Source organism: Ancylobacter sp. TW_SC_1, from assembly GCF_056836805.1.
In genome coordinates this window covers 3,232,505-3,251,757 of sequence record NZ_CM166365.1, presented here as the reverse complement: position 1 = coordinate 3,251,757, position 19,253 = coordinate 3,232,505, and the positions used below count along the sequence as shown (strand labels likewise).

Sequence of the window (19,253 nt, the reverse complement as noted above, 5' to 3'; positions counted from 1 at the left end):
CCTCATGAGCGCACACGATCCACCGCGCGCCGACCCGGAAGCCCTGCTCGCCGCCGCCGAGCGGGAGACGCGCGGCAAGCTGCGCATCTATCTCGGCGCCGCGCCCGGTGTCGGCAAGACCTACACGATGCTCTCCGCCGCCCGCGCCGCCAAGGCCGCGGGCGGCGACGTCGTGATCGGCATCGTCGAGACGCATGGCCGGGCCGAGACGGAGGCCCTCATCGAGGGGCTGGAGCTCCTGCCGCGCAAGGCCGTGCCCTATCGCGGCCGGCTGGTGCCGGAATTCGACCTCGAGGCCGCGCTGGCGCGTCGGCCCGGGCTGCTGCTGGTCGACGAATACGCTCATTCCAACGTCGACGGCAGCCGCCATCCCAAGCGCTGGCAGGACGTGCTCGACCTGCTCGCCGCCGGCATCGACGTATGGACGACGCTCAACATCCAGCATGTCGAGAGCCTCAACGACGTCGTCCAGCGCATCACCGGCGTGCGGGTGCGCGAGACCGTGCCCGACACCGCGCTGCAGAAGGCGGACGAGATCATCCTCGTCGATCTGCCGTCCGACGAGCTGATCAAGCGGCTGGCCGACGGCAAGGTCTATGTCGAGGACACCGCGACGCGGGCGGTGCAGAGCTTCTTCAAGCCGAGCAACCTCACCGCGCTGCGCGAGCTGGCGCTGCGCCGCGTGGCGGCGCGGGTCGACAGCGATCTCGTCGAGCGCATGCAGGGGGCGGCGATCGAGGGGCCGTGGGCGGCCGGCGAGAGGCTGCTGGTCTGCGTCGGTCCGGACATCGCCGCCGAGCGCGTGGTGCGGGAGGCCAAGCGCCTTGCCGACCTGATGAGCGCCAAATGGTTCGCCGTGACCGTCGAGCGCCCCGGCCATGTCATGGCGAGCGGCGCGCGGCGGCGGCTGGAGACCGGCATGCGGCTCGCCGAGTCGCTGGGCGCCGAGACTCGCTCGCTGGTCGCCGGCGATGTCGCGGCGGAACTGCTGCGCTTCGCCCGTTTCGAGAATGTCACCCAGATCATCATCGGCAAGGCGCGCCGGCGCTGGCTGGCCAATCCGCTGCGCGGCACGCTGGCCGACGCGCTGGTGAAGCAGGCCGACGGCGTCGCCATCCATGTCGTCACCGCCGAGGCGGGAGAGGCCAAAGCGGCGTGGCGGCCGAACCTGCCGCCGGTCGGCCCGGTCGTCGGATACCTCGCCGCCTCGCTCGGCGTCACCCTGGCGACCGGCATCGGCCTGTTCCTGTCCCGCTTCGTCGCCCTGCCCAACGTCTCGATGCTGTATCTGCTCGCCGTGCTTCTGCCGGCGTTGCTCTACGGCGTCTGGCCGGCGATCACCGCCTCCGGCCTCTCCTTCCTCGCCTATAATTTCTTCTTCATCGACCCGGTCGAGACCTTCACCGTCGCGCGTCCTCACGAATTGCTGGCGCTGCTGGTGTTCCTCATCGTGGCGGTGCTGATCTCGACGCTCGCCGGCCGGGCGCGCGAGCAGACGCGTGTCGCCGCGCAGCGCATGCGGGCGACGCGCCGGCTCTACGAGTTCACCCGCAAGCTCTCCGCGCTGCCCGACCGCGCCTCGGTCGCGGAGGCCGCCGCGGTCGAGCTGCACGCGGTGCTCGGACGCTCCAGCGTCATTCTTCTGTCGGAGAAGGGCGAACTCGCCATCGCCGCCGCCTGGCCGCCGGAGGACCGGCTCGACACCGGCTCGATGACCGCCGCCGGCTGGGCCTTCGAGCATGGCGAGGCGGCGGGGGCGGGGACCGGCACGCTGCCGAGCGCTCCCTGGCTGTTCCAGCCGCTCGGTGGTGGCGAGAGCGATGCGCGGATCGGCGTCGTCGGTATCGAGCGCGACCCCGAGATGCCGTTGCTCGACGTGGAAAGCCAGCGCATCCTCGGCTCGCTGTGCGAGCAGACGGCGGCGGCGCTGGTGCGCACCATGCTGTCGGCCGAGGTGACGCGCGCACGCACCGCGGCGGAAACCGAGCGGGTGCGCAACATCCTGCTGGCCTCGATCAGCCATGACTTCCGCACCCCGCTCGCCTCCATTCTCGGCGCGGCGACCAGCCTCATCGACTACGGGCCGGACATTCCGGCGGAAACCCGCCGCGACCTGCTGCTGCAGATGCGCGAGGAGGCGGAGAACCTTGACCAGATGGTGCGCAACCTGCTCTCCATGACCCGCCTGGAGGCCGGCGCGCTCGAGATCAACAAGGACTGGGTCGACGCCGTCGAGCTGATGAACCGCGCCGTCGCCGCCGTCCGCCGGCGCGGGGCGACACAGCGCTTCGTGGTGACGGCCGCGCACGATCTGCCGCTGGTTCAGGCCGACCAGAGCCTGATGGATCAGGCGCTCGGCAATGTCGTCGCGAACGCCGTGCGCTATGCCGGCCGCGATGCGCGCATCGGTCTGTCGGCGACGGTCATCGACCGCCAGCTCGTCATCGCGGTCACCGATGACGGGCCGGGCATTCCGGCCGAGACGCTGCCGCATGTGTTCGAGAAGTTCGTGCGCGCCACGCGCGGTAGCGGCGACGGCGGCGATGGCTCGGGCCTCGGCCTCGCCATCACGAAGGGCATCGTCGAGGCCCATGGCGGCAGCGTTTCCGCCCGCAGCCCGGCCCCGGGGCAGCGGCACGGCACGCGGGTCGCCATGCGCCTGCCACTGCCGGTCGAGGCGCCGGCGCGTGGGGAGGAGGCATGAGCGCGATCACCGTACTCGTCGTCGACGACGAGCCGGCCATTCACCGCTTCATGGCGCCCGCGCTCGCCGCCAATGGCTATGAGGCGCTGCGCGCCGACACGGGCGCGCAGGCGCTCGCCCTCGCGGTGAACCGGCGCCCGGACGTCATCGTGCTCGACCTCGGCCTGCCGGACATGGACGGCAAGGAGGTGATCCGCCGCCTGCGCGAATGGTCGGACATTCCCATCGTGGTGCTCTCCGCCCGCGACCGCGAGGTCGAGAAGATCGAGGCACTCGATCTCGGGGCGGATGATTTCGTCAACAAGCCGTTCGGCGTCGGCGAGCTGATGGCGCGGCTGCGGGCGGCGCTGCGCCATCGCATGCAGGAGAAGGGCGAGACGCCGGTGCTCCGCCTTGGCGGCATCGAGATCGACATTCCCCGCCACCGCGTCATGCGCGAAGGCGTGGAGATCAAGCTGACGCCGAAGGAGTTCGAGCTTGTCGCCTTCCTGGCGCGCCATGCCGGCAAGGTGCTGACCCACCGCCAGATCCTGCGCGAGGTGTGGGGCCCGGCGCATGAGCACGACACGCAATATCTGCGCGTCTATGTCGGCCAGCTCCGCACTAAGCTGGAGGCCGACCCGGCCAATCCGGTGCTGGTCGTGACCGAGCCGGGCATCGGCTACCGCGCCGGCGGCTAGCCGCGCCCGGTCCCTCCGTCACGCCTCGATGTCGACGTCGCGGGTTTCCTCGCCCAGCAGCAGCGCGATCAGGGTCAGCAGCGCCATGGACGACAGGTAGACGCCGACCCAGAACGGACTGCCGCCGCCCCAGGCCCATAGCGCGACCGCGATGAACGGCGCCACCGCGGCGCCGAGGATCGACGAGACGTTGTAGGCGATACCCGAGCCGGTGTAGCGCACATTGGCCGGGAACAGCTCGGGCAGCAGCGCGCCCATCGGGCCGAAGGTCATGCCCATCAGGCTGAAGCCGAGGATGAGCCAGGCCATGACGCCGACCGGACCGGCGGCGAGCATCGGCACCCAGACGAGGCCGAACGCCATGATGGCGAGCGTGACGCCGATCAGCGTGTAGCGGCGGCCCCAGCGGTCGGCCCACGGGCCGGACAGCATGGTGAAGACGCCGAAGAACACCACGCCGATGATCATCATCAGCACGAAGGTGGTGTAGTCGTAGCCGAGGCCCGGCAGCGCGGCGCCGGTGCCGGCGCGGCCATAGCTCAGCGAGAAGGTCGTCATGAGGTAGAACAGCACATAGGTCGCCAGCATGTAGAAGGTGCCGAGGACCAGCGCCTTGCCATGCGTGCGGAACACCTCGGCGAGCGGCAGCCTGTGCACCTTGCCGGCCTCCACGGTCTTGGCGAAGGCTGTGCTCTCGACGAGGTTGAGGCGCACCCACAGGCCGATGGCCACCATCACGATCGAGAACAGGAAGGGGATGCGCCAGCCCCAGGCAAGGAAGGCGTCGGAGGGGCGCGAGGGATCGTCCGAGGGCATCGTCGCGGCGATGATCAGGAACAGGCCATTGGCGATGATGAAGCCGAGCGGCGCGCCGAGCTGCGGAAAGGTGCCGAACACCGCCCGCTTGCCGGGCGGGGCGTTCTCCGTCGCCACCAGCGCCGCGCCGCTCCATTCGCCGCCGAGCGCGAATCCCTGGGCGAGGCGCATGACCACCAGCAGGAACGGCGCCAGCCAGCCGGCCTGGTGGAAGGTCGGCAGCAGGCCGATCAGGAAGGTGGCGACGCCCATGGTGAGCAGGGCGCCGACCAGCGTCACCTTGCGCCCGCGCTTGTCGCCGAGATGGCCGAAGAAGATCGCCCCGAGCGGGCGCGCGACCATGGCGGCGCCGAAGATGGCGAAGGAGGCGAGCAGCGCCGCCGTGTCGTTGCCGGCCGGAAAGAACAGATGCGGGAACACCAGCACGGCGGCGGTGGCGTAGACGTAGAAGTCGTAGAACTCGATGGTCGTGCCGATCAGGCTCGCGAGGATGACGCGGGAGCGCGGATTGGCGACGGCGCCGGTGGGCGTGGCGGCAAGCGGGAAAGTCATTCGGGGGCTCCGGGCACGGCGGCCGGCCGGGCGCGCGAGGCGCAAGCCGGCAAAATGTCGGGAGCCCTTTTAGAACACGATGCCGGCAAATGCAGCGGGGTGGCCTCATACTTTTGGCCGGATGCCGCCCCGCCGCCGTCAGGCGGGCGATCAGCCCGGCGGATCGACCTTCACGCCCTGCGGCCCGACCTCGATCTGCAGCGAGTTCTGGTCGCGCTCATAGGTGCGGTAGGCGAAGACGGCAATGACGGCCACCAGCACCACCAGGGCGACGGTCAGGACGGTTCGATTCATGGTTCTTCCCCGTGTTCATTCCGATCCGACCCCGTCGCTTAACGACGGCGCGGAGCGGTAACAGAACGCGGCAGAGGGGGTATCGGTTCCCTTTCAGACGGCGCGGCGGCCGGCATGGCACCGGCTTCCCCTGCGGATTCCGTTGCGGATGCCGCAGCGCTGGCGGTGTTCCGCCGGTCGCCGCAACGAGCAGACCCTTGCCTGCATGCTCGGCGGCGCAGAACAGGCGAGGGCTGACCGCTACGGCATGTCGCGTCGCTGATCGCGCCGATGAGAACGTTCATCCCGGAAAGAGACGCGAGATACGAGCGCGTAGACAGCCGCGTCCCACACGTTGTCTGCGTGCATTTCACTTTATTCCGACCGAGTGTTCATTGGCTTTACGTCAGCATACCTTGGTATATTTCATGTTGAATCCATTTCATTAGCTGATATTTATCAAAAACAGGCCGAAATAGGCATGGCGCAAAAAGTACAGATCTTACCAAGCGTAAAATAGTGACGTTTGGTAAGGCGTATGCGGTCCGAAAAACATAATCGTGTTCGGTCGTTGCTTGCGTCATCGCGTGACGGCCGCCGCGTCAACGACGCGGTTTGCGACGCTCGAAGCAGCCGGCAAGAGCTGCGTGGGATTCATCAGGTCGAGGATACGTCAATGGACACCAACAAGACGGCGGCGCGCGCCTGGGAGCCCTGGTTCCAGCTCGGCTGCGGCATTCTCTGCATGGCGATGATCGCCAATCTTCAATATGGCTGGACCCTGTTCGTCGACCCGATCGACCAGGCGCATGGCTGGGGCCGCGCGGCGATCCAGACTGCCTTCACCATCTTCGTGCTGACCGAGACCTGGCTCGTCCCGGTCGAGGCGTGGTTCGTCGACCGCTATGGCCCGCGCCTGGTTCTCAGTTTCGGCGCGGTGATGATCGCGCTGTCCTGGGTCATCAATTCCTATGCCGGCTCGCTCACCATGCTCTATGCCGGCGCGGTGTTCGGCGGTATCGGCGCCGGTTCGGTCTATGGCACCTGCGTCGGCAACGCGCTGAAGTGGTTCCCCTATCGTCGCGGCCTCGCGGCGGGTGCCACCGCCGCCGGCTTCGGCGCCGGCGCGGCGCTGACCGTGGTGCCGATCGCCAACACCATCGCCGCGCATGGCTACCAGACGGCGTTCTTCTGGTTCGGCATCGGCCAGGGTCTCGTCGTCCTGCTCGCCGCGCAGTTCCTCTACCCGCCGACATTCAAGATCGCCGCGCCTAGGAAGGCGCTGAGCATTCCGCAGAGCCGGGTCGATTACCAGCCCTCGCAGACGCTGACCAAGCCGGTGTTCTGGCTGCTCTATCTGATGTTCGTCATGGTGGCGTCGGGTGGCCTGATGGCGGCGGCACAGATCGGTCCGATCGCCCACGACCTCGGCGTCGCCGACACGCCGGTGAGCATCCTCGGCATCTCCGCCGCGGCACTGACGCTCGCCATCTCGCTCGACCGCATCTTCGACGGTTTCGGCCGGCCGATCTTCGGCTACGTCTCGGACCGGATCGGGCGCGAGAACACCATGTTCATCGCCTTCGGCACGGCGGCGGTGATGCTGCTGGTGATGGTCTTCCACGGCTCGAACCCGCTGGTGTTCGTGCTGGCCACGGCCGGTTTCTTCGGCGTGTTCGGCGAGATCTACTCGCTGTTCCCGGCGACCTGCGGCGACACGTTCGGTTCAAAATTCGCCGCCACCAATGCCGGCATGCTCTACACCGCCAAGGGCACGGCGGCGCTGCTGGTGCCGCTCGCCAGCGTCGTGGCGGCGGTCTATGGCTGGTACGCGGTGTTCGCCATCGCGGTGGGCCTCAACGCCACCGCGGCCCTCCTCGCCCTGCTGGTGCTGAAGCCGCTGCGCGCCCGCTTCATCGCCCGCAGCGCGGTGGAGGCGGAGAGCGCCTCGGTGCCGGTCGGCCGGCAGTCGCACGCCCACTGACGCCTGTGCATGGAACAAACGTGGTCCCGGACGGTCGACAGGCCGATCCGGGACCGGTCTTTTCGGCGGCGAGCGATCCCGGCGCGGCGGCTTCGCCTCGCCGGGACGACGCTTGTCGGTGGGATCAGGGGATCAGCCGCGCATAGATCTCCGGCCGCCGGTCCGGGACATGGGTGTTGATCGCGCGGGCTGCCTTGAGCCGCGCGGGGTCGAGATCGGCGACCAGCAGTTCCTCGCCGTCGCCGGCGATGACGAGATTGCCGCCATTGGGGTCGCCGACGCAGCTCAGCCCCATATAGTCGAGCTCGCCCTCGGCGCCGCAGCGGTTGGCATAGGCGACATAAAGCTCGTTCTCGAAGGCGCGCGAGGGCACCACGACATGCGAGACCGCGTCATAGGGCTTCATGTTGGCCGTCGGCACCAGCACGAGGTCGGCGCCCGCCAGCGCCAGCGCGCGCACCGCCTCGGGGAATTCGACGTCGTAGCAGATCAGCATGCCGAGCCGGTATCCCCCGAAGGAGGCGAGCTCGGCCGAGCCTTCGCCGGGCGCGAACATGGCGCGGTCGAGGTCGCCGAACAGGTGCATCTTGCGGAAGTTGAGCAGCGGCGCGCCATCCCGGCCGATCAGCAGGCAGGAATTGTAGATCTCGCCGCCCTCGCCACGCTCGGGATAGCCGTAGCACAGGCCGATATTGTGGGCGCGGGCGATGTCGCCGGCCCGGCGCGCGCTCGGCCCGTCCTGCGGCTCGGCCATGGCGAGGGCCGCCTCGCGGCCGATATTGTAGCCGGTGAGGAACATCTCCGGCGCCAGCAGCAGGTCGGCGCCGCGCGCCGCCGCGGCGGCGGCCGCCGCGGCGAGCCGGTCGAGATTCGCGGCGGGCTGGTTGGCGGGGTCGCCGGCGGTCTGCAGCAAAGCGAGGCGCATCAGGAGCCCTTCCGCGCCTTGAGCGCCGTCACCGACATGCAGAAGATCTCGAACAGCACCTGCGCCGCGGCATGGGCGGTGTTGGACGTCGAATCATATTGCGGCGCCACTTCGACCACGTCGCCGCCGACCACGTCGAGCCCGTTGAGCCCGCGCAGGATCTCCAGCACCTCGCGCGAGGTGAGTCCGCCGATCTCCGGTGTGCCGGTGCCGGGCGCGAAGGCGGGGTCGAGGCTGTCGACGTCGAAGGAGACATAGACCGGGCCGGTGCCGAGCACCTGCCTGGCCTTCTCGATGATGGCGGGCACGCCCATGCCGGTGACCTCCTCGGCGTGAATCACCGTCATGCCGCTGTCGTAGGAGAACTCCCACAGGAATTCCGCGCCGCCGCGAATGCCGATCTGGATGGTGCGGCCGGGGTCGAGCGTGCCGTCCAGCACGGCTTTGCGGAACGGCCCGCCATGGTGGAACTTCGAGCCCTCATAGACGCCGCTGGTGTCGCAATGGGCGTCGATGTGCAGCATGCCGACGGGACGCGTCTCGCCGACCGCCTTGAGGATCGAGCCGGTGATCGAATGATCGCCGCCGACCGCGAGCGGAATCACGCCCGCCGCCACCACCTTCTTGAAATAGGCCTCGATATCGGCGTGGCAGCTCTCCAGGCTGAAGCGGCTGGTGAAGGTGACGTCGCCGACATCGGCGACCCTGGCGTCCGCCGCCGGCACCATGCCGAGCACATGCTCGTAGGGGCCGATCCGCTCGATGGCGCGCACCGCGCGCGGGCCGAGGCGGGCGCCGGCGCGGTTGGTCACGCCGAGGTCCATCGGCACGCCGATCAGCGCGACGTCGAGGCCGGCGAAATCGTCGAGGTCCGGCGCGTCGGGGCGGTAGGGCGCGTCGAGCAGCGTGGCCGCATTGGCCCACGGCCACACGCGGCGGTCGCCGCCCTTGAACTGAAGCTCGGCGACCCGCTTGAAGGTGGGGTCGAAGATCACCCCGCCCGCGATGGAGCCATATTTCGCCCGGAGCCGCTCGAGCTTTTCAGTGTCCGACATCTTTGCCTCACGCCGCTGGAATTCCAGCCAGCCTAGCGGCACGCGGCGAGGGCGGGGAAGGGGGGCGAGCACCGTCCTTCGTCGGATAAGCCGAGGTGTGGCCGAACGGGCGCAGCCCTTGTCAGCCGGCGATCTCCAGAAGGATCGCCGCCACCGCCTCCGGCGCGCTGAGGAAGGGAGAGTGGCCGGTGTCGAGCTGGTGCACCTGCGCGCCCGGCACCGCCGCCTGCATCTCGCGCTGCACGCCGAGCGGCAGGCCGCGGTCCTTCAGGCACTCGACGTAATGCCGGCGCAGCCGGCCGTAGCGATGCGGCGTGATCGCCGAGACGGCGGCGAAGGGGGCGTGCGGGGTGACGCGCACGAGGTTGGCCAGCGCGCGCTCGATGTCGTGCTCGGTGCAGTCGGAATAGAGCGAGCCGGCGATGAGGTCGCGCCGCGCGAGGTCGAGGCCCAGCCCCTCCTTGCCGAGCCGCAGCATGCCCTGCGTCTCGACGATGGCGGGGTCCTTGAGATAGGTCGGCGTCATGACGAAATCGCGTGCCGTCTTGCCGTTCGGCGCCATGAATCCGGTGAGGTAGACCAGCGCCTCGATTCGCTCGGCCATCTCCTCGCCGAGCCAGGTGCAGGTCGCCCCGCCGACCGAATGCCCGACCAGGATCGCCTTGCCCTCGATGTCCTCCAGCGCGGCGCGCACCGGCGCGGCGTAGATCGCGATGTCGGTCACGGCGGCGGTCGGGGTTGGGTCGAAGCCATGGCTGGCGAGATCGGGCGCGATCACCGCGTGGCCGGCGGCGCCGAGGAGATTCGCCACCTTCTGGAAGCAGCCGCCCCAGTGCCAGGAGCCGTGAATGAGAATGAAGGTTGCCATGGCGCGTCTCCTCTTCGTTCCGGCGTGCGTGGTAGCGGGCGGCGCGCACGGCGTCCAGCCTGGCATGCCAGGCGCCGCCTCGGACGGGTGCGCCGACACAAGTTGCGCTTCCCCGGCGCCCTGGGCCGGGATACATTTTGCCCATGATGTCGAATTGAGCAGGGCGGCGTCCCGCGAGGTCTGGAACCATGCCGTATCGTTATGTCGCCGGGCCGCATGCCTATGCGTTCGCCGACCTCAGGGAATTGATGGCGAAGGCGACGCCGCTGCGTTCCGGCGACATGCTGGCCGGCATCGCCGCCGCCTCGGCGGAAGAGAACGTGGCGGCGCGCATGTGCCTCGCCGACGTGCCGCTGGCCGCCTTCCTCAACGAGGCGCTGGTTCCCTATGAAGAGGACGAGGTCACGCGCCTCATCATCGACACGCACGACACGGCAGCCTTCCGCCCGATCTCGCACATGACGGTCGGCGATTTCCGTGACTTCCTGCTGTCTGGCCTCACCACCAGCGAGGTGCTGGCCGCCATCGCGCCCGGCGTGACGCCGGAAATGGCGGCGGCGGTGTCGAAGCTGATGCGCAATCAGGACCTGATCGCGGTCGCCAGAAAGTGCCGCGTGGTGACGAAGTTCCGCAACACCATCGGCCTGCCGGGCACGATGGCGGTGCGGCTGCAGCCGAACCACCCGACCGACGACCCGGCGGGCGTCACCGCCTCCATCCTCGACGGTCTGCTCTATGGCTGCGGCGACGCGGTGATCGGCATCAACCCGGCCTCCGACAGCGTGCCGGTGCTCAGCGAGCTGCTGAAGCTGATCGACGGCATCATCCAGCGCTTCGACATCCCGACGCAGGCCTGCGTGCTCACCCATGTCACCACCTCGACCGAGGTGATCAATCGCGGCGTGCCGGTCGACCTCGTGTTCCAGTCGGTGGCGGGCACGCAGGGCGCCAACGCTTCCTTCGGCATCAGCCTCGCCACGCTGAAGGAGGGACGCGAGGCGGCGCTGTCGCTGAACCGCGGCACGCTCGGCGACAACGTGATGTATTTCGAGACTGGGCAGGGCTCGGCACTGTCGGCGGGCGCCCATCACGGCGTCGACCAGCAGACGCTGGAAGCGCGCGCCTATGCGGTGTGCCGGCCGTTCAAGCCGCTGCTGGTGAACACCGTGGTCGGCTTCATCGGGCCGGAATATCTCTATGACGGCAAGCAGATCATCCGCGCCGGCCTGGAGGACCATTTCTGCGGCAAGCTGATGGGCGTGCCGCTCGGCTGCGACGTCTGCTACACCAACCACGCCGAGGCCGACCAGGACGACATGGACACGCTGATGACCCTGCTCGGGGCGGCGGGCGTCACCTACATCATGGGCATTCCCGGCTCCGACGACGTGATGCTGAACTACCAGTCGACCTCGTTCCATGACCAGCTCTACCTGCGTCAGGTGCTCGGCCTGCAGCGGGCGCCGGAGTTCGAGGCGTGGCTGCAGCGCATGGGCATCACTGAGCCGAACGGCAGCTTGAGGAAGCAGCAGGGGATTCATCCCCTCCTCGCCGCCGCGCCGGAGCTGGCGGCATGAGCGAAACGGCGGCGGACGGCGACCTCCCGGTCGACACTGTGATCGACAACGCGGTAATTGAGGAGGCGTTGATCGAGGAGGCGGTGATCCAGGACAGCTGGCGCCGGCTCGCCGGAATCACCCCCGCCCGCATCGCCCTCGGGCGCGCCGGTACCGGGCTGCCAACACAAGAGGTGCTGAGGTTTGCGCTGGCGCATGCGCAGGCGCGTGATGCCGTGCATCTCCCTTTCGAATCTGCCCATATGGCAGAGGCCATCGCCGCCCTTGGTTTCGAGACGGTTGAAGTGAAATCCGCCGCCCCGGCGCGTGACGCCTATCTGCGCCGGCCTGATCTCGGGCGCCGGCTTTCGGAAGAAAGCCGTGCAATGTTAGGTGCTTGGACGCAATCGCCGGTGGATGTGGCCATCGTCGTCGCCGACGGGCTGTCCTCCACCGCCATCCACGCGCAGGCCGTGCCGTTCCTCACCGCGTTCAAGGCCCGCCTCGCCGAGGGCGGATGGAGCGTCGGGCCCGTCGCCATCGCCAGCCAGGCGCGTGTGGCGCTCGGCGACGAGGTCGGCGAGCTGATGAAGGCGCAGGCCGTCGTCGTGCTGATCGGCGAGCGGCCGGGCCTGTCCTCGCCGGACAGCCTCGGCCTCTACCTCACCTTCGCCCCGCGCCTCGGCCGCTCCGATGCGGAACGCAACTGCATCTCCAATGTGCGCGGCGAAGGGCTGTCGCATGCCCACGCCGCATTCAAGCTCGCCTGGCTGCTGAAGGAAGCGCTGGCGCGGCGCCTGACCGGTGTCGCGCTGAAGGATGAGAGCGACCTGCTGCTCGTCAACGGTCAGCCTCCGGCCGCCCGGATTGGCTAGCGCGCAGCTTGCCGTCGGCGATGCAATAGCGGCCGTGACGGTAGGTCGCCTCGGTCAGCTGATCGTCGATGCGGTGAAACGCGGCGAGGACGCCGCGCAGGAACATGTTCAGGACCATTGTCTCCTCCATGGCCGGAGCACCGGCCTCGCCGTGAGATGTGACTCGCTTGCCGTAAGATCGCGATGGGGAAGTGTGCCGCGAGGCGTAAAGCCGCCATAAAGCGGCCCGCTTCTTCTACCGTCCGGCGCCGAATTCCTCCGTCACCCATTCGCGCAGCACGGCGACGGCGGGGTGGCCGGCGCGGCGCGCGGGGGCGACGAAGCGGTAGCGCTGGCCTTCCAGCACCGGCCCGAAAGGCTGCACCAGCACGCCCGAGGCGAGTTCCGCCGCCAGCAGCGGCAGGCTCAGCAGGGCGATGCCCTGTCCGGCGATGGCGGCCTGGATGGCGCCGCCCTCGTCGTTCAGCGAGACCCCGCGCGACGTGTCGAGGTCGTGGAGCCCGGCCGCCCGCGCGAACTCCGCCCAGCCCGGCATGGCGGCGACGGCGGTGTAGACCGGGTTCTCGACATGGATCAGCGTCGTCGCGGCGAGGTCGGCCGGGCCGGCGATGCCCAGATGCGGCGCGCAGACCGGGGCGAAGCACTCCGGCATCAGGTCCACGGTGTCGAGGCCGGGATAGGGGCCGGCCCCATAGCGGATGGCGGCGTCGGCGGCACCGGCATCGAGGTCCACCGGGCCGTCCGCCGCGAGAAGCCGCAGATCCCAGCCGGGAAAGCGCGCGCGAAAGCGGGCGACGCGCGGCACCAGCAGCCGGGCGGTGAAGGCCGCCGTGGCCGACAGCGTCGCCACCTGCCGCGCGGGGCGCCGGCGCAGCGCGGCGACCGCCTCCTCCATGCCGTCGAAGGCGGTGCGCAGCGGGGCGAACAGGGCGCGACCTTCCTCGGTCAGCATCACCTTGCGCGGCGCGCGGCGAAACAGCGCGAAACCGAGTTCGGCTTCGAGCTGGCGGATCTGGTGGCTGATCGCGGTCGGCGTCACTGCGAGTTCGGCGGCGGCGCGCTTGAAGCTCTCAAGCCGGGCGGCGGCCTCGAAGGCGCGCAGGGAACCGAGCGGGGGAAGGGTGCGCATGCGGCATCATAGATGAGTTCAACTCACGCGTAAGATGAGATGTTCGCGTTTGTCACACATGATTCCAAGGTCCTATAAGCCGTTCCTCAGACACGAGGCCAGCAAAGAGTGAGTTGCTCTCATCGCGCGGGTCGGCGTCCAATGGAGGAATTACGATCATGGCATGGGGCCTTCTCGCGCTTGCTTCGCTGTTCGAGGTGGCCTTCGCGGTGGCGCTGAAGGCGGCCGACGGCTTCACCCGGCCCGGTCCCAGCGTCCTCGCCATCGCGGCCGGCGGGGTCAGCCTCGTCTTCCTCACCTTCGCCATGCGGACGCTGCCGGTCAGCGTCGCCTATCCGGCCTGGGGCGCCTTCGGCACGCTCGGGACCGTTGTGCTGGGCGCGGCGCTGTTCGGCGAGCCGATCAACGCGGCGAAGATCGCCTCGGTCCTGGCGATCCTCGTCGGCATTGTCGGGCTGAAGCTGCAGGCGGCGTGAGCGGCTGGCGCCGTCGTCTGGCGCAATTGCCTAGTGCTTGCGCCCGTACTCGCCGTCGAGCCAGTTGTCGGCGAGCGCCATGCGCTGGAAGATGAAGGCCACGGCCCGAAGCCGATTCACCACCGGTCCCCGCTCCCAGATCTCGCCGTGCTCGAAGCCCATGAAGATGGTGTAGCGCGGCAGCGTCAGGCCAAAGGGCAGGTTCAACCGCACCGACTTGACCACCACAAACTCCATGTGGAGGGAGGGCGCGGCGAGGTAGTACAGCCCCTCCGACGGTTCGTATTTCGCGGAGAGCTTGGGCGCGACCGCGGGCGTCGCCTGCCGGATGACGGCGAGGTCGGCCTCGGTGAAGGGCAGGCGCTTGAGATCGCGGGCGGTCGCCAGCATCTCCCTCGGGGATATCCTTGTAGCCATCGTGCCTCGCGCGATCCGGGAAGCCGCCTATCTGCCGCAAACGCAGCGCTGGGGGAAGCCCCTGGGCAGGCGACCGGACGGATGGCCGCGGCGCGATCCTATTCGGCGTCGCTGTCGCCCTCTTCCTCGCCCTTGTAGGGGTCGGCGAGCGCGGCGGTCGGCTCGCTGACCGGGATCTTGCGGTCCGAGGCCATGGCGGCGAGCTTCTGCGGGCCGGAGCGCCGCAGGATTTCGCGGAAGCTCTGGTGCATGCCGCCATCGACATAGGAGGCGTTCGCGGCCGGGCGCGAGGCAGAGAGCAGGGCGATGGTCTGCTCGTCATGCGCCTGCTTGCTGGCGACGGCGTCGATTGCCGGGTCGGGGACGGCGATCGGGCAGGGGGCGAGCGGGTCGCTCGCCGACACCGGCGGCTGCGTGCCGGGCGTGAAGCGATAACGGCCACCGCAGGCCGAGACGTTGGGCGGCACGCGCGTGACGGCGAACAGGTCGGTGCCTTCCTTCAGGTTGCGCCAATAGGGCATGTTCGCATCGTAACGGTGCTCGGCGAAATTGGCCGGCGTCATGCGGAAGGGCAGGGATTGCACCTGGAAGCCCGGCTGCCCGGCGGCCAGCGCCTCGCGCGCCAGCGCATAGACTTCGCCGACGCCGTCATTGGTCATGGCGTAGCAGCCGGCGGAGGTGCAGGCGCCATGCACCATCAGCGCGCTTCCACTGTAGCCGAGGGCGCGTTCGAGTTGGTTCGGATAACCGAGATTGAAGGAGAGATAGTACTGCGAGCGTGGATTGAGCTGGCCGCGCGTGATGGTGTAGTAGCCCTCCGGTGCCTGCCGGTCGCCCTCGCGGGTCTTCGGGCCGAGCTTGCCGGACCAGCGGCACAGCGGGTAGGTCTTGAGCAGGGCATAACGGCCGGAAGTCGTGCGCTTCCACACCTCCAGCTCGCTCTCCTGCTTGTAGATCCGCACCATGATCGGATCGTCCGGGCTCATGCCCTTGGCCGCCATCTCCTGCAGCAGCTTCTGCGGGATCGGCAGCGAGCCGCGATCGTCGTAGTCGCCGCCGGCGCAACCGGCGAGGAAGGCGGCCAGAGCCAGCAGAAGGGCGGTACGCAACAGGTTCATGTCGGCTCGCCTAGCCTCGCAAAACGGCGGATCGACGGCAGCCCGAGACAACGTCCGACGTCGGGCCGTCAATGTCCCTGATTAGCGCCATCATGGTTTCCAGACCGTTAGCGCGGCGGCTCCGGCGACCCGGCGCCGCCGCTCATGGGTTCGCCGACTACCGGGCCGGAAGCGCCTGGCACATCTGTCGCGAAAGTTGGCCGGCCTTCGCGCCTGGAAGATGCTCCCAATTATTGAATCGAGAGCGCTTTCCTGTCGCTCAGGTGATTCCGCCTGACCGGGAAGGGTTCTCGGCAGCCTACGGTGCGTGCCGGCACTCGACGGTCACGTGCTTCAGTTCGTGCACAGGCGCCAGCCGCTGCCGGATGATGTCCGAGGTCAGGCTCGGCGGCGCCACGACGCTGACGATCGCGGCATGCGCGTCGGGACCCACGCGCCAGACGTGGAGGTCGGCGATCTTCACGTCGCCCGGGCGCTCCACGACGTCCACCACTTCGTCGGCGATGTGCGTGTCGGTCTGGTCGAGCAGGACGGATGAAGTGTCCCGCATCAGGCTCCACGCCCAGCGCCCGATGACGATGCCGCCTATGAGGCCCATGGCAGGATCGAGCCACACCCAGCCGAATGCGCCGCCCGCAAGCAGGGCCACGATGGCGAGAACGGAGGTCAGCGCATCCGCCAGCACGTGGAGGTAGGCGCCGCGCAGATTGTTGTCGTGGCTGTGGGCGGCGCCGTGACCGTCATCCGCGTGAGGTTCATGCCCATGTGAATGCCCGTGGACGTGAGGCATGCCGCCGAGGAGGAGGGCGCTGACGAGGTTAACCAGAAGGCCGATTACCGCGATCAGCGTCGCTTCCCCGAAGGCGACGTCGATGGGATCGTGCAGGCGCAGGACCGACTCGAATGCCATCGCCACGGCGACGATGCCGAGGATCGCGGCGGAGGCGAAGCCGGCGAGGTCGCCCACCTTGCCGGTTCCGAAGCTGAACCGGGTATCGAACGCGTGCTTCCTGGCATAGGCATAGGCGAGGGCAGCGATGCCGAGGGCGCCAGCATGGGACGCCATGTGGAAGCCGTCGGCCAGAAGCGCCATGGAGCCGGTGTAGAAGCCGGCGGCGATCTCGGCCACCATCATCACGGCGGTCAAGACCACGACGAGGCGCGTGCGTCGGGAATTCTCGTCATGCGCGGAGCTGAGAAACACGTGCTGATGCGTGAAGGCGTGCATATCCGGCGGCTTTGACATGAGCGGCACCTATTTCGCGTAGCGGCGTATGGCGTCCATGAGCTCGCGCGCGCCTTCGGCCCGTTCGTCATGGGAGAGGTCGGGATGGGCGACGTGGGCCTGAAGGTGCTCCTCGACGATCTGCTCCATCAGGCCGCTGATGGCCCCCTTGGTGGCGGCGACGAGGTGGAGCAGCGTCGTGCAATCCGTACCGCTGCCGAGCCCCCGCTCGATCGCCGCCACTTGGCCGGCAATGCGCTGGACACGGGCGAGCAGTGCAGGATTGGGTTTCGTGAGATGCGACATAGGATAGGAGGGTACCCTATATTCGTTGCCACCGCAATGACACCTCGCGTGCTGCTGCGTCGCCGCCGAGCGGGGAGCGGAGGATCACAGGCCGTCCGGCGGGGTGTTCCTCTGCTTTCGTGGATCGCTCTGACGAGCGCTCGGCAAAGGGGCCGGAGCGGTCACAGCCCTTCGATCGGGATGTTCAGCTTGAGATTGAGATCGGTCTCTTCCAGGCCGAAATGCAGGCGCAGCTCGGCCATCTTCTGCTCGAGCCGCAGCAGGGCAAGGCCGAGGCGCTCGATCTCCTCGTCGCTGAGCGTGCCGCCCTCCACCCGGCGGATGGCCTGGCGCTCCACCACCTGGCGCACGGTTTCCACCAGCATCAGAACCAGCTTGACGAGGCCCTGCTCGACCCGGTCGGGGTCAATGTCGATGCGGCCCCGGAGTGCCGCTTCGAGCGTTTCGGGCGTGCACTCTGTGGTCATTCGCCGCCTCCAGAAAGGTCGGGATCGGAGAAGGAATAGGGCGGCCATGGGCCGGTCACGGTGATGCCGAGATCCGGCCGCAGGCGCTGAAGGACAGAGACATCCTCCAGGAAGGATGACGCACGGTTCCGCTGGACGAGGAACGAGGCCCGCAGATCCGGCTGCGAGGGGGACCTCGCCCACAGGAGCCGATCCGCCGCGTGCGCGGTCAGGCCTTCATGGGGAAACTCGGCGGTGGAGGCCGGCCATCCCCGCTCCCGCCGAACGAGGGTCCGCAGATGCGCCGCGCCGGGCCCGAGCCCGGCTGGGTCGGAAGCCGGATCGAGCGCCGGGTCCGAAATCTCCGGCAGGCCCGCGACCCGCAGGGCGAATTCCACGCAATGGCGTACCCGATCGAGCTGGGTGCATAGGATATCGTGGTGGCGTGTCAGCATGCGCAGGCAGGCGCCGGCGTCCTCCACCAGGGTTCCAAAGCGCAGGGGAAGCACGGGCCGTGCCTCCATGAGGGCGGCCACCACCTCCTGATGGCGCCAGATCTGCGACGGCTCGGGCGCAATGGTCGCGTCCGCCGTCTCGCAGGTTGCACAGACGAGGCCGCGCGACTCCACGAACTGCGTAGCCGCTCCCCCTATGCCGGGAGGGAGCGGCTTCGTCGGTGGCGGCGATTCCAGGATTGCATAGAGATAAAGCATGGCGTCGACCTAGCCGGCGTGGAGGTTCCGCCCGTCCGGCGGGGCTGCAGCAGCCTCGCGCATCCGGTTGACGGTATCCGTGGAGGTCAGAAGGACCTTGAGGCCCAGATAGACGAGATCGACGCCGGCCACCGAGATGGTCGCCTCGCCCCAGAGGACAAGCCCCTTGTGGAGCGCGCGGTCCAGGAGATCGGCCACGGCGATCTCGCCGGAGGTACGCGATGGGATGGGGGGAAGTTCAGACAAGGCCGCCTCCTGCGAAGTTGTACGCCCCCCAGGGGCCGGTGAGCACGTAGCGCATCCCTTCGGCCGCGTAGGTCCGCTCCAGATCCGACAGGCACGCCCGCCAGGCAGGCTCGTCTTCCGTCGCGACCAGATAAGCGCCGTTGAGCGCCATCACGCCCGTTCGTCCGTGCAGTTCCGGTGATTGCACAGGGTTGGCGACCGCCGCGCGCGAATGGGCGGCGAGGTGATGATGGCTCGCAGCCACACAGCGGTCGAGTGCGGCGTCGGCTGCGGCCCGGGCGCGCTGCTCCTCCCGCTTGCGCTGGAAGAAGGCGGCGCCCGCGCCTGCGCCGGCAGTCTCGAAAAGCGGCACAGCGGCGGGAGCCGGTGCTTCGAAGAACAGCTTGACGCCCCATTCCCTCGCGCCGCGCAGGCGGTCGACAGTCTGCTCCAGAACCTCCCGATGGTCGGCAATCGCCGCCGACAGGGCCGCCTCTCCCGAGAACAGGGTGCAGAATTTCAACGGCAATACGGTCGCGGCTGGCAGGAGGGCGGACACTATCCGCTGATGGGCCAGCACGCAGGCGCGCGTCCATTGAGGGTCCTCCAGGCGTGCGGGCAGCGCCTCGGCGCCGAAGACGGCCTCTGGCACCGGGCTCGCCACAGCGGCGAGCGCCCCCCAGCAGAGGCGCCGTACCGGAACATCGGGAAGGATGCCTTGCTCCGGCAGAAGGTTCTCTCCTTCGGCGGCGTGGTCCGCCGTGATGGCGTAGACATACAGCATGCTCACCTCCCGCCTCCGCCGGCGGCGAAGGCATGTTCCCGGGCTGCTCCACCCGTCCGCCCGCCAGGGCCGCTTCCTGCGGCTTCTCCTGAAACTGCCGACACCGACGGCGGTGCGCATTGCCGA

Annotated in this window: 21 protein-coding genes; 6 read left to right on the top strand and 15 right to left on the bottom strand. The window is 68.8% G+C overall.

Going from position 1 to position 19,253, the window contains the following annotated elements; genetic code table 11:
• Positions 1-4 precede the first annotated feature (4 nt).
• Positions 5-2,704: a DUF4118 domain-containing protein gene (locus AC1PZ7_RS15190; RefSeq protein WP_482356052.1), complete on the top strand. Its 2,700-nt coding sequence runs from the start codon at positions 5-7 to the stop codon at positions 2,702-2,704.
• Complete coding sequence (locus tag AC1PZ7_RS15185; RefSeq protein ID WP_482356051.1) at positions 2,701-3,384, top strand: response regulator; 684 nt, start codon at positions 2,701-2,703, stop codon at positions 3,382-3,384. Before AC1PZ7_RS15190 ends, AC1PZ7_RS15185 begins: the two co-directional genes overlap by 4 nt.
• 18 nt (positions 3,385-3,402) lie before the next feature.
• Here AC1PZ7_RS15185 and AC1PZ7_RS15180 read toward each other — a convergent pair whose 3' ends face one another.
• Positions 3,403-4,752: an MFS transporter gene (locus AC1PZ7_RS15180; protein ID WP_482356050.1), complete on the bottom strand. Its 1,350-nt coding sequence runs from the start codon at positions 4,750-4,752 to the stop codon at positions 3,403-3,405.
• Positions 4,753-4,902: 150 nt separating this feature from the next.
• The gene (locus AC1PZ7_RS15175; protein WP_482356049.1) at positions 4,903-5,046 is read right to left on the bottom strand and encodes a hypothetical protein; all 144 of its coding nucleotides are present in this window, start codon (positions 5,044-5,046) and stop codon (positions 4,903-4,905) included.
• 655 nt (positions 5,047-5,701) lie between these two features.
• On the opposite strand from AC1PZ7_RS15175, the gene oxlT reads away from it, so the two are divergent.
• The gene (gene oxlT / locus AC1PZ7_RS15170) at positions 5,702-7,009 is read left to right on the top strand and encodes an oxalate/formate MFS antiporter (protein ID WP_482356048.1); all 1,308 of its coding nucleotides are present in this window, start codon (positions 5,702-5,704) and stop codon (positions 7,007-7,009) included.
• A gap of 124 nt (positions 7,010-7,133) precedes the next feature.
• Here oxlT and AC1PZ7_RS15165 read toward each other — a convergent pair whose 3' ends face one another.
• The 3 genes from AC1PZ7_RS15165 to AC1PZ7_RS15155 form a co-directional block, all read right to left on the bottom strand.
• Complete coding sequence (locus AC1PZ7_RS15165; RefSeq protein ID WP_482356047.1) at positions 7,134-7,934, bottom strand: carbon-nitrogen hydrolase family protein; 801 nt, start codon at positions 7,932-7,934, stop codon at positions 7,134-7,136.
• Positions 7,934-8,989, bottom strand: coding sequence for an agmatinase (gene speB, locus AC1PZ7_RS15160; RefSeq protein ID WP_482356046.1), 1,056 nt, complete (start codon positions 8,987-8,989; stop codon positions 7,934-7,936). Before speB ends, AC1PZ7_RS15165 begins: the two co-directional genes overlap by 1 nt.
• Positions 8,990-9,110: 121 nt before the next feature.
• Positions 9,111-9,857 carry an alpha/beta fold hydrolase gene (locus AC1PZ7_RS15155; protein WP_482356045.1) on the bottom strand — a complete coding sequence of 249 codons (747 nt, stop codon included), beginning with the start codon at positions 9,855-9,857 and terminating at the stop codon, positions 9,111-9,113.
• Positions 9,858-10,045: 188 nt separating this feature from the next.
• Between AC1PZ7_RS15155 and AC1PZ7_RS15150 the strand changes: the two genes are divergently transcribed.
• Positions 10,046-11,434 (top strand): ethanolamine ammonia-lyase subunit EutB, encoded by a 1,389-nt coding sequence (locus tag AC1PZ7_RS15150; protein ID WP_482356044.1) that lies wholly within the window; start codon positions 10,046-10,048, stop codon positions 11,432-11,434.
• Positions 11,431-12,288 (top strand): ethanolamine ammonia-lyase subunit EutC, encoded by an 858-nt coding sequence (eutC, locus tag AC1PZ7_RS15145; protein WP_482356043.1) that lies wholly within the window; start codon positions 11,431-11,433, stop codon positions 12,286-12,288. The genes AC1PZ7_RS15150 and eutC overlap by 4 nt, the downstream gene beginning before the upstream one ends.
• Here the strand turns inward: eutC and AC1PZ7_RS15140 are convergent.
• Together AC1PZ7_RS15140 and AC1PZ7_RS15135 are read right to left on the bottom strand one after the other, a co-directional pair.
• Positions 12,254-12,406 (bottom strand): hypothetical protein, encoded by a 153-nt coding sequence (locus AC1PZ7_RS15140; RefSeq protein WP_482356042.1) that lies wholly within the window; start codon positions 12,404-12,406, stop codon positions 12,254-12,256. The two genes, eutC and AC1PZ7_RS15140, sit on opposite strands and share 35 nt — an antisense overlap.
• A 117-nt stretch (positions 12,407-12,523) precedes the next feature.
• Positions 12,524-13,417 carry a LysR substrate-binding domain-containing protein gene (locus AC1PZ7_RS15135; RefSeq protein WP_482356041.1) on the bottom strand — a complete coding sequence of 298 codons (894 nt, stop codon included), beginning with the start codon at positions 13,415-13,417 and terminating at the stop codon, positions 12,524-12,526.
• Between the two features lie 158 nt (positions 13,418-13,575).
• Between AC1PZ7_RS15135 and AC1PZ7_RS15130 the strand changes: the two genes are divergently transcribed.
• Positions 13,576-13,893, top strand: a complete 318-nt coding sequence (locus tag AC1PZ7_RS15130; protein ID WP_482356040.1) for a DMT family transporter — start codon at positions 13,576-13,578, stop codon at positions 13,891-13,893.
• 30 nt (positions 13,894-13,923) lie between these two features.
• On the opposite strand, the gene AC1PZ7_RS15125 is transcribed toward AC1PZ7_RS15130, so the two are convergent.
• The 8 genes from AC1PZ7_RS15125 to AC1PZ7_RS15090 form a co-directional block, all read right to left on the bottom strand.
• Positions 13,924-14,283 (bottom strand): hypothetical protein, encoded by a 360-nt coding sequence (locus tag AC1PZ7_RS15125; protein ID WP_482356039.1) that lies wholly within the window; start codon positions 14,281-14,283, stop codon positions 13,924-13,926.
• A gap of 125 nt (positions 14,284-14,408) precedes the next feature.
• Positions 14,409-15,428: a L,D-transpeptidase family protein gene (locus tag AC1PZ7_RS15120; protein ID WP_482356038.1), complete on the bottom strand. Its 1,020-nt coding sequence runs from the start codon at positions 15,426-15,428 to the stop codon at positions 14,409-14,411.
• 298 nt (positions 15,429-15,726) lie between these two features.
• Positions 15,727-16,674 carry a CDF family Co(II)/Ni(II) efflux transporter DmeF gene (dmeF, locus tag AC1PZ7_RS15115; protein WP_482356037.1) on the bottom strand — a complete coding sequence of 316 codons (948 nt, stop codon included), beginning with the start codon at positions 16,672-16,674 and terminating at the stop codon, positions 15,727-15,729.
• A gap of 9 nt (positions 16,675-16,683) precedes the next feature.
• Entirely contained in the window at positions 16,684-16,959 is a 276-nt protein-coding gene (locus AC1PZ7_RS15110; protein ID WP_482356036.1) for a metal/formaldehyde-sensitive transcriptional repressor, read from the bottom strand.
• A gap of 161 nt (positions 16,960-17,120) precedes the next feature.
• Positions 17,121-17,426: a gas vesicle protein K gene (locus tag AC1PZ7_RS15105; RefSeq protein ID WP_482356035.1), complete on the bottom strand. Its 306-nt coding sequence runs from the start codon at positions 17,424-17,426 to the stop codon at positions 17,121-17,123.
• Positions 17,423-18,118, bottom strand: coding sequence for a GvpL/GvpF family gas vesicle protein (locus AC1PZ7_RS15100; RefSeq protein WP_482356034.1), 696 nt, complete (start codon positions 18,116-18,118; stop codon positions 17,423-17,425). Before AC1PZ7_RS15100 ends, AC1PZ7_RS15105 begins: the two co-directional genes overlap by 4 nt.
• A 9-nt stretch (positions 18,119-18,127) precedes the next feature.
• On the bottom strand, positions 18,128-18,364 hold the full coding sequence (locus AC1PZ7_RS15095; protein WP_482356033.1) for a gas vesicle protein: 237 nt from the start codon (positions 18,362-18,364) through the stop codon (positions 18,128-18,130).
• Positions 18,357-19,127, bottom strand: coding sequence for a GvpL/GvpF family gas vesicle protein (locus AC1PZ7_RS15090; RefSeq protein WP_482356032.1), 771 nt, complete (start codon positions 19,125-19,127; stop codon positions 18,357-18,359). Before AC1PZ7_RS15090 ends, AC1PZ7_RS15095 begins: the two co-directional genes overlap by 8 nt.
• Positions 19,128-19,253 lie beyond the last annotated feature (126 nt).

Coding starts and splice junctions, on each gene's coding strand:
- AC1PZ7_RS15190 (WP_482356052.1), top strand. CDS start 5: ATGAGCGCACACGATCCACCGCGCGCCGACCCGGAAGCCCTGCTCGCC.
- AC1PZ7_RS15185 (WP_482356051.1), top strand. CDS start 2,701: ATGAGCGCGATCACCGTACTCGTCGTCGACGACGAGCCGGCCATTCAC.
- AC1PZ7_RS15180 (WP_482356050.1), bottom strand. CDS start 4,752: ATGACTTTCCCGCTTGCCGCCACGCCCACCGGCGCCGTCGCCAATCCG.
- AC1PZ7_RS15175 (WP_482356049.1), bottom strand. CDS start 5,046: ATGAATCGAACCGTCCTGACCGTCGCCCTGGTGGTGCTGGTGGCCGTC.
- oxlT (WP_482356048.1), top strand. CDS start 5,702: ATGGACACCAACAAGACGGCGGCGCGCGCCTGGGAGCCCTGGTTCCAG.
- AC1PZ7_RS15165 (WP_482356047.1), bottom strand. CDS start 7,934: ATGCGCCTCGCTTTGCTGCAGACCGCCGGCGACCCCGCCAACCAGCCC.
- speB (WP_482356046.1), bottom strand. CDS start 8,989: ATGTCGGACACTGAAAAGCTCGAGCGGCTCCGGGCGAAATATGGCTCC.
- AC1PZ7_RS15155 (WP_482356045.1), bottom strand. CDS start 9,857: ATGGCAACCTTCATTCTCATTCACGGCTCCTGGCACTGGGGCGGCTGC.
- AC1PZ7_RS15150 (WP_482356044.1), top strand. CDS start 10,046: ATGCCGTATCGTTATGTCGCCGGGCCGCATGCCTATGCGTTCGCCGAC.
- eutC (WP_482356043.1), top strand. CDS start 11,431: ATGAGCGAAACGGCGGCGGACGGCGACCTCCCGGTCGACACTGTGATC.
- AC1PZ7_RS15140 (WP_482356042.1), bottom strand. CDS start 12,406: ATGGTCCTGAACATGTTCCTGCGCGGCGTCCTCGCCGCGTTTCACCGC.
- AC1PZ7_RS15135 (WP_482356041.1), bottom strand. CDS start 13,417: ATGCGCACCCTTCCCCCGCTCGGTTCCCTGCGCGCCTTCGAGGCCGCC.
- AC1PZ7_RS15130 (WP_482356040.1), top strand. CDS start 13,576: ATGGCATGGGGCCTTCTCGCGCTTGCTTCGCTGTTCGAGGTGGCCTTC.
- AC1PZ7_RS15125 (WP_482356039.1), bottom strand. CDS start 14,283: ATGCTGGCGACCGCCCGCGATCTCAAGCGCCTGCCCTTCACCGAGGCC.
- AC1PZ7_RS15120 (WP_482356038.1), bottom strand. CDS start 15,428: ATGAACCTGTTGCGTACCGCCCTTCTGCTGGCTCTGGCCGCCTTCCTC.
- dmeF (WP_482356037.1), bottom strand. CDS start 16,674: ATGTCAAAGCCGCCGGATATGCACGCCTTCACGCATCAGCACGTGTTT.
- AC1PZ7_RS15110 (WP_482356036.1), bottom strand. CDS start 16,959: ATGTCGCATCTCACGAAACCCAATCCTGCACTGCTCGCCCGTGTCCAG.
- AC1PZ7_RS15105 (WP_482356035.1), bottom strand. CDS start 17,426: ATGACCACAGAGTGCACGCCCGAAACGCTCGAAGCGGCACTCCGGGGC.
- AC1PZ7_RS15100 (WP_482356034.1), bottom strand. CDS start 18,118: ATGCTTTATCTCTATGCAATCCTGGAATCGCCGCCACCGACGAAGCCG.
- AC1PZ7_RS15090 (WP_482356032.1), bottom strand. CDS start 19,127: ATGCTGTATGTCTACGCCATCACGGCGGACCACGCCGCCGAAGGAGAG.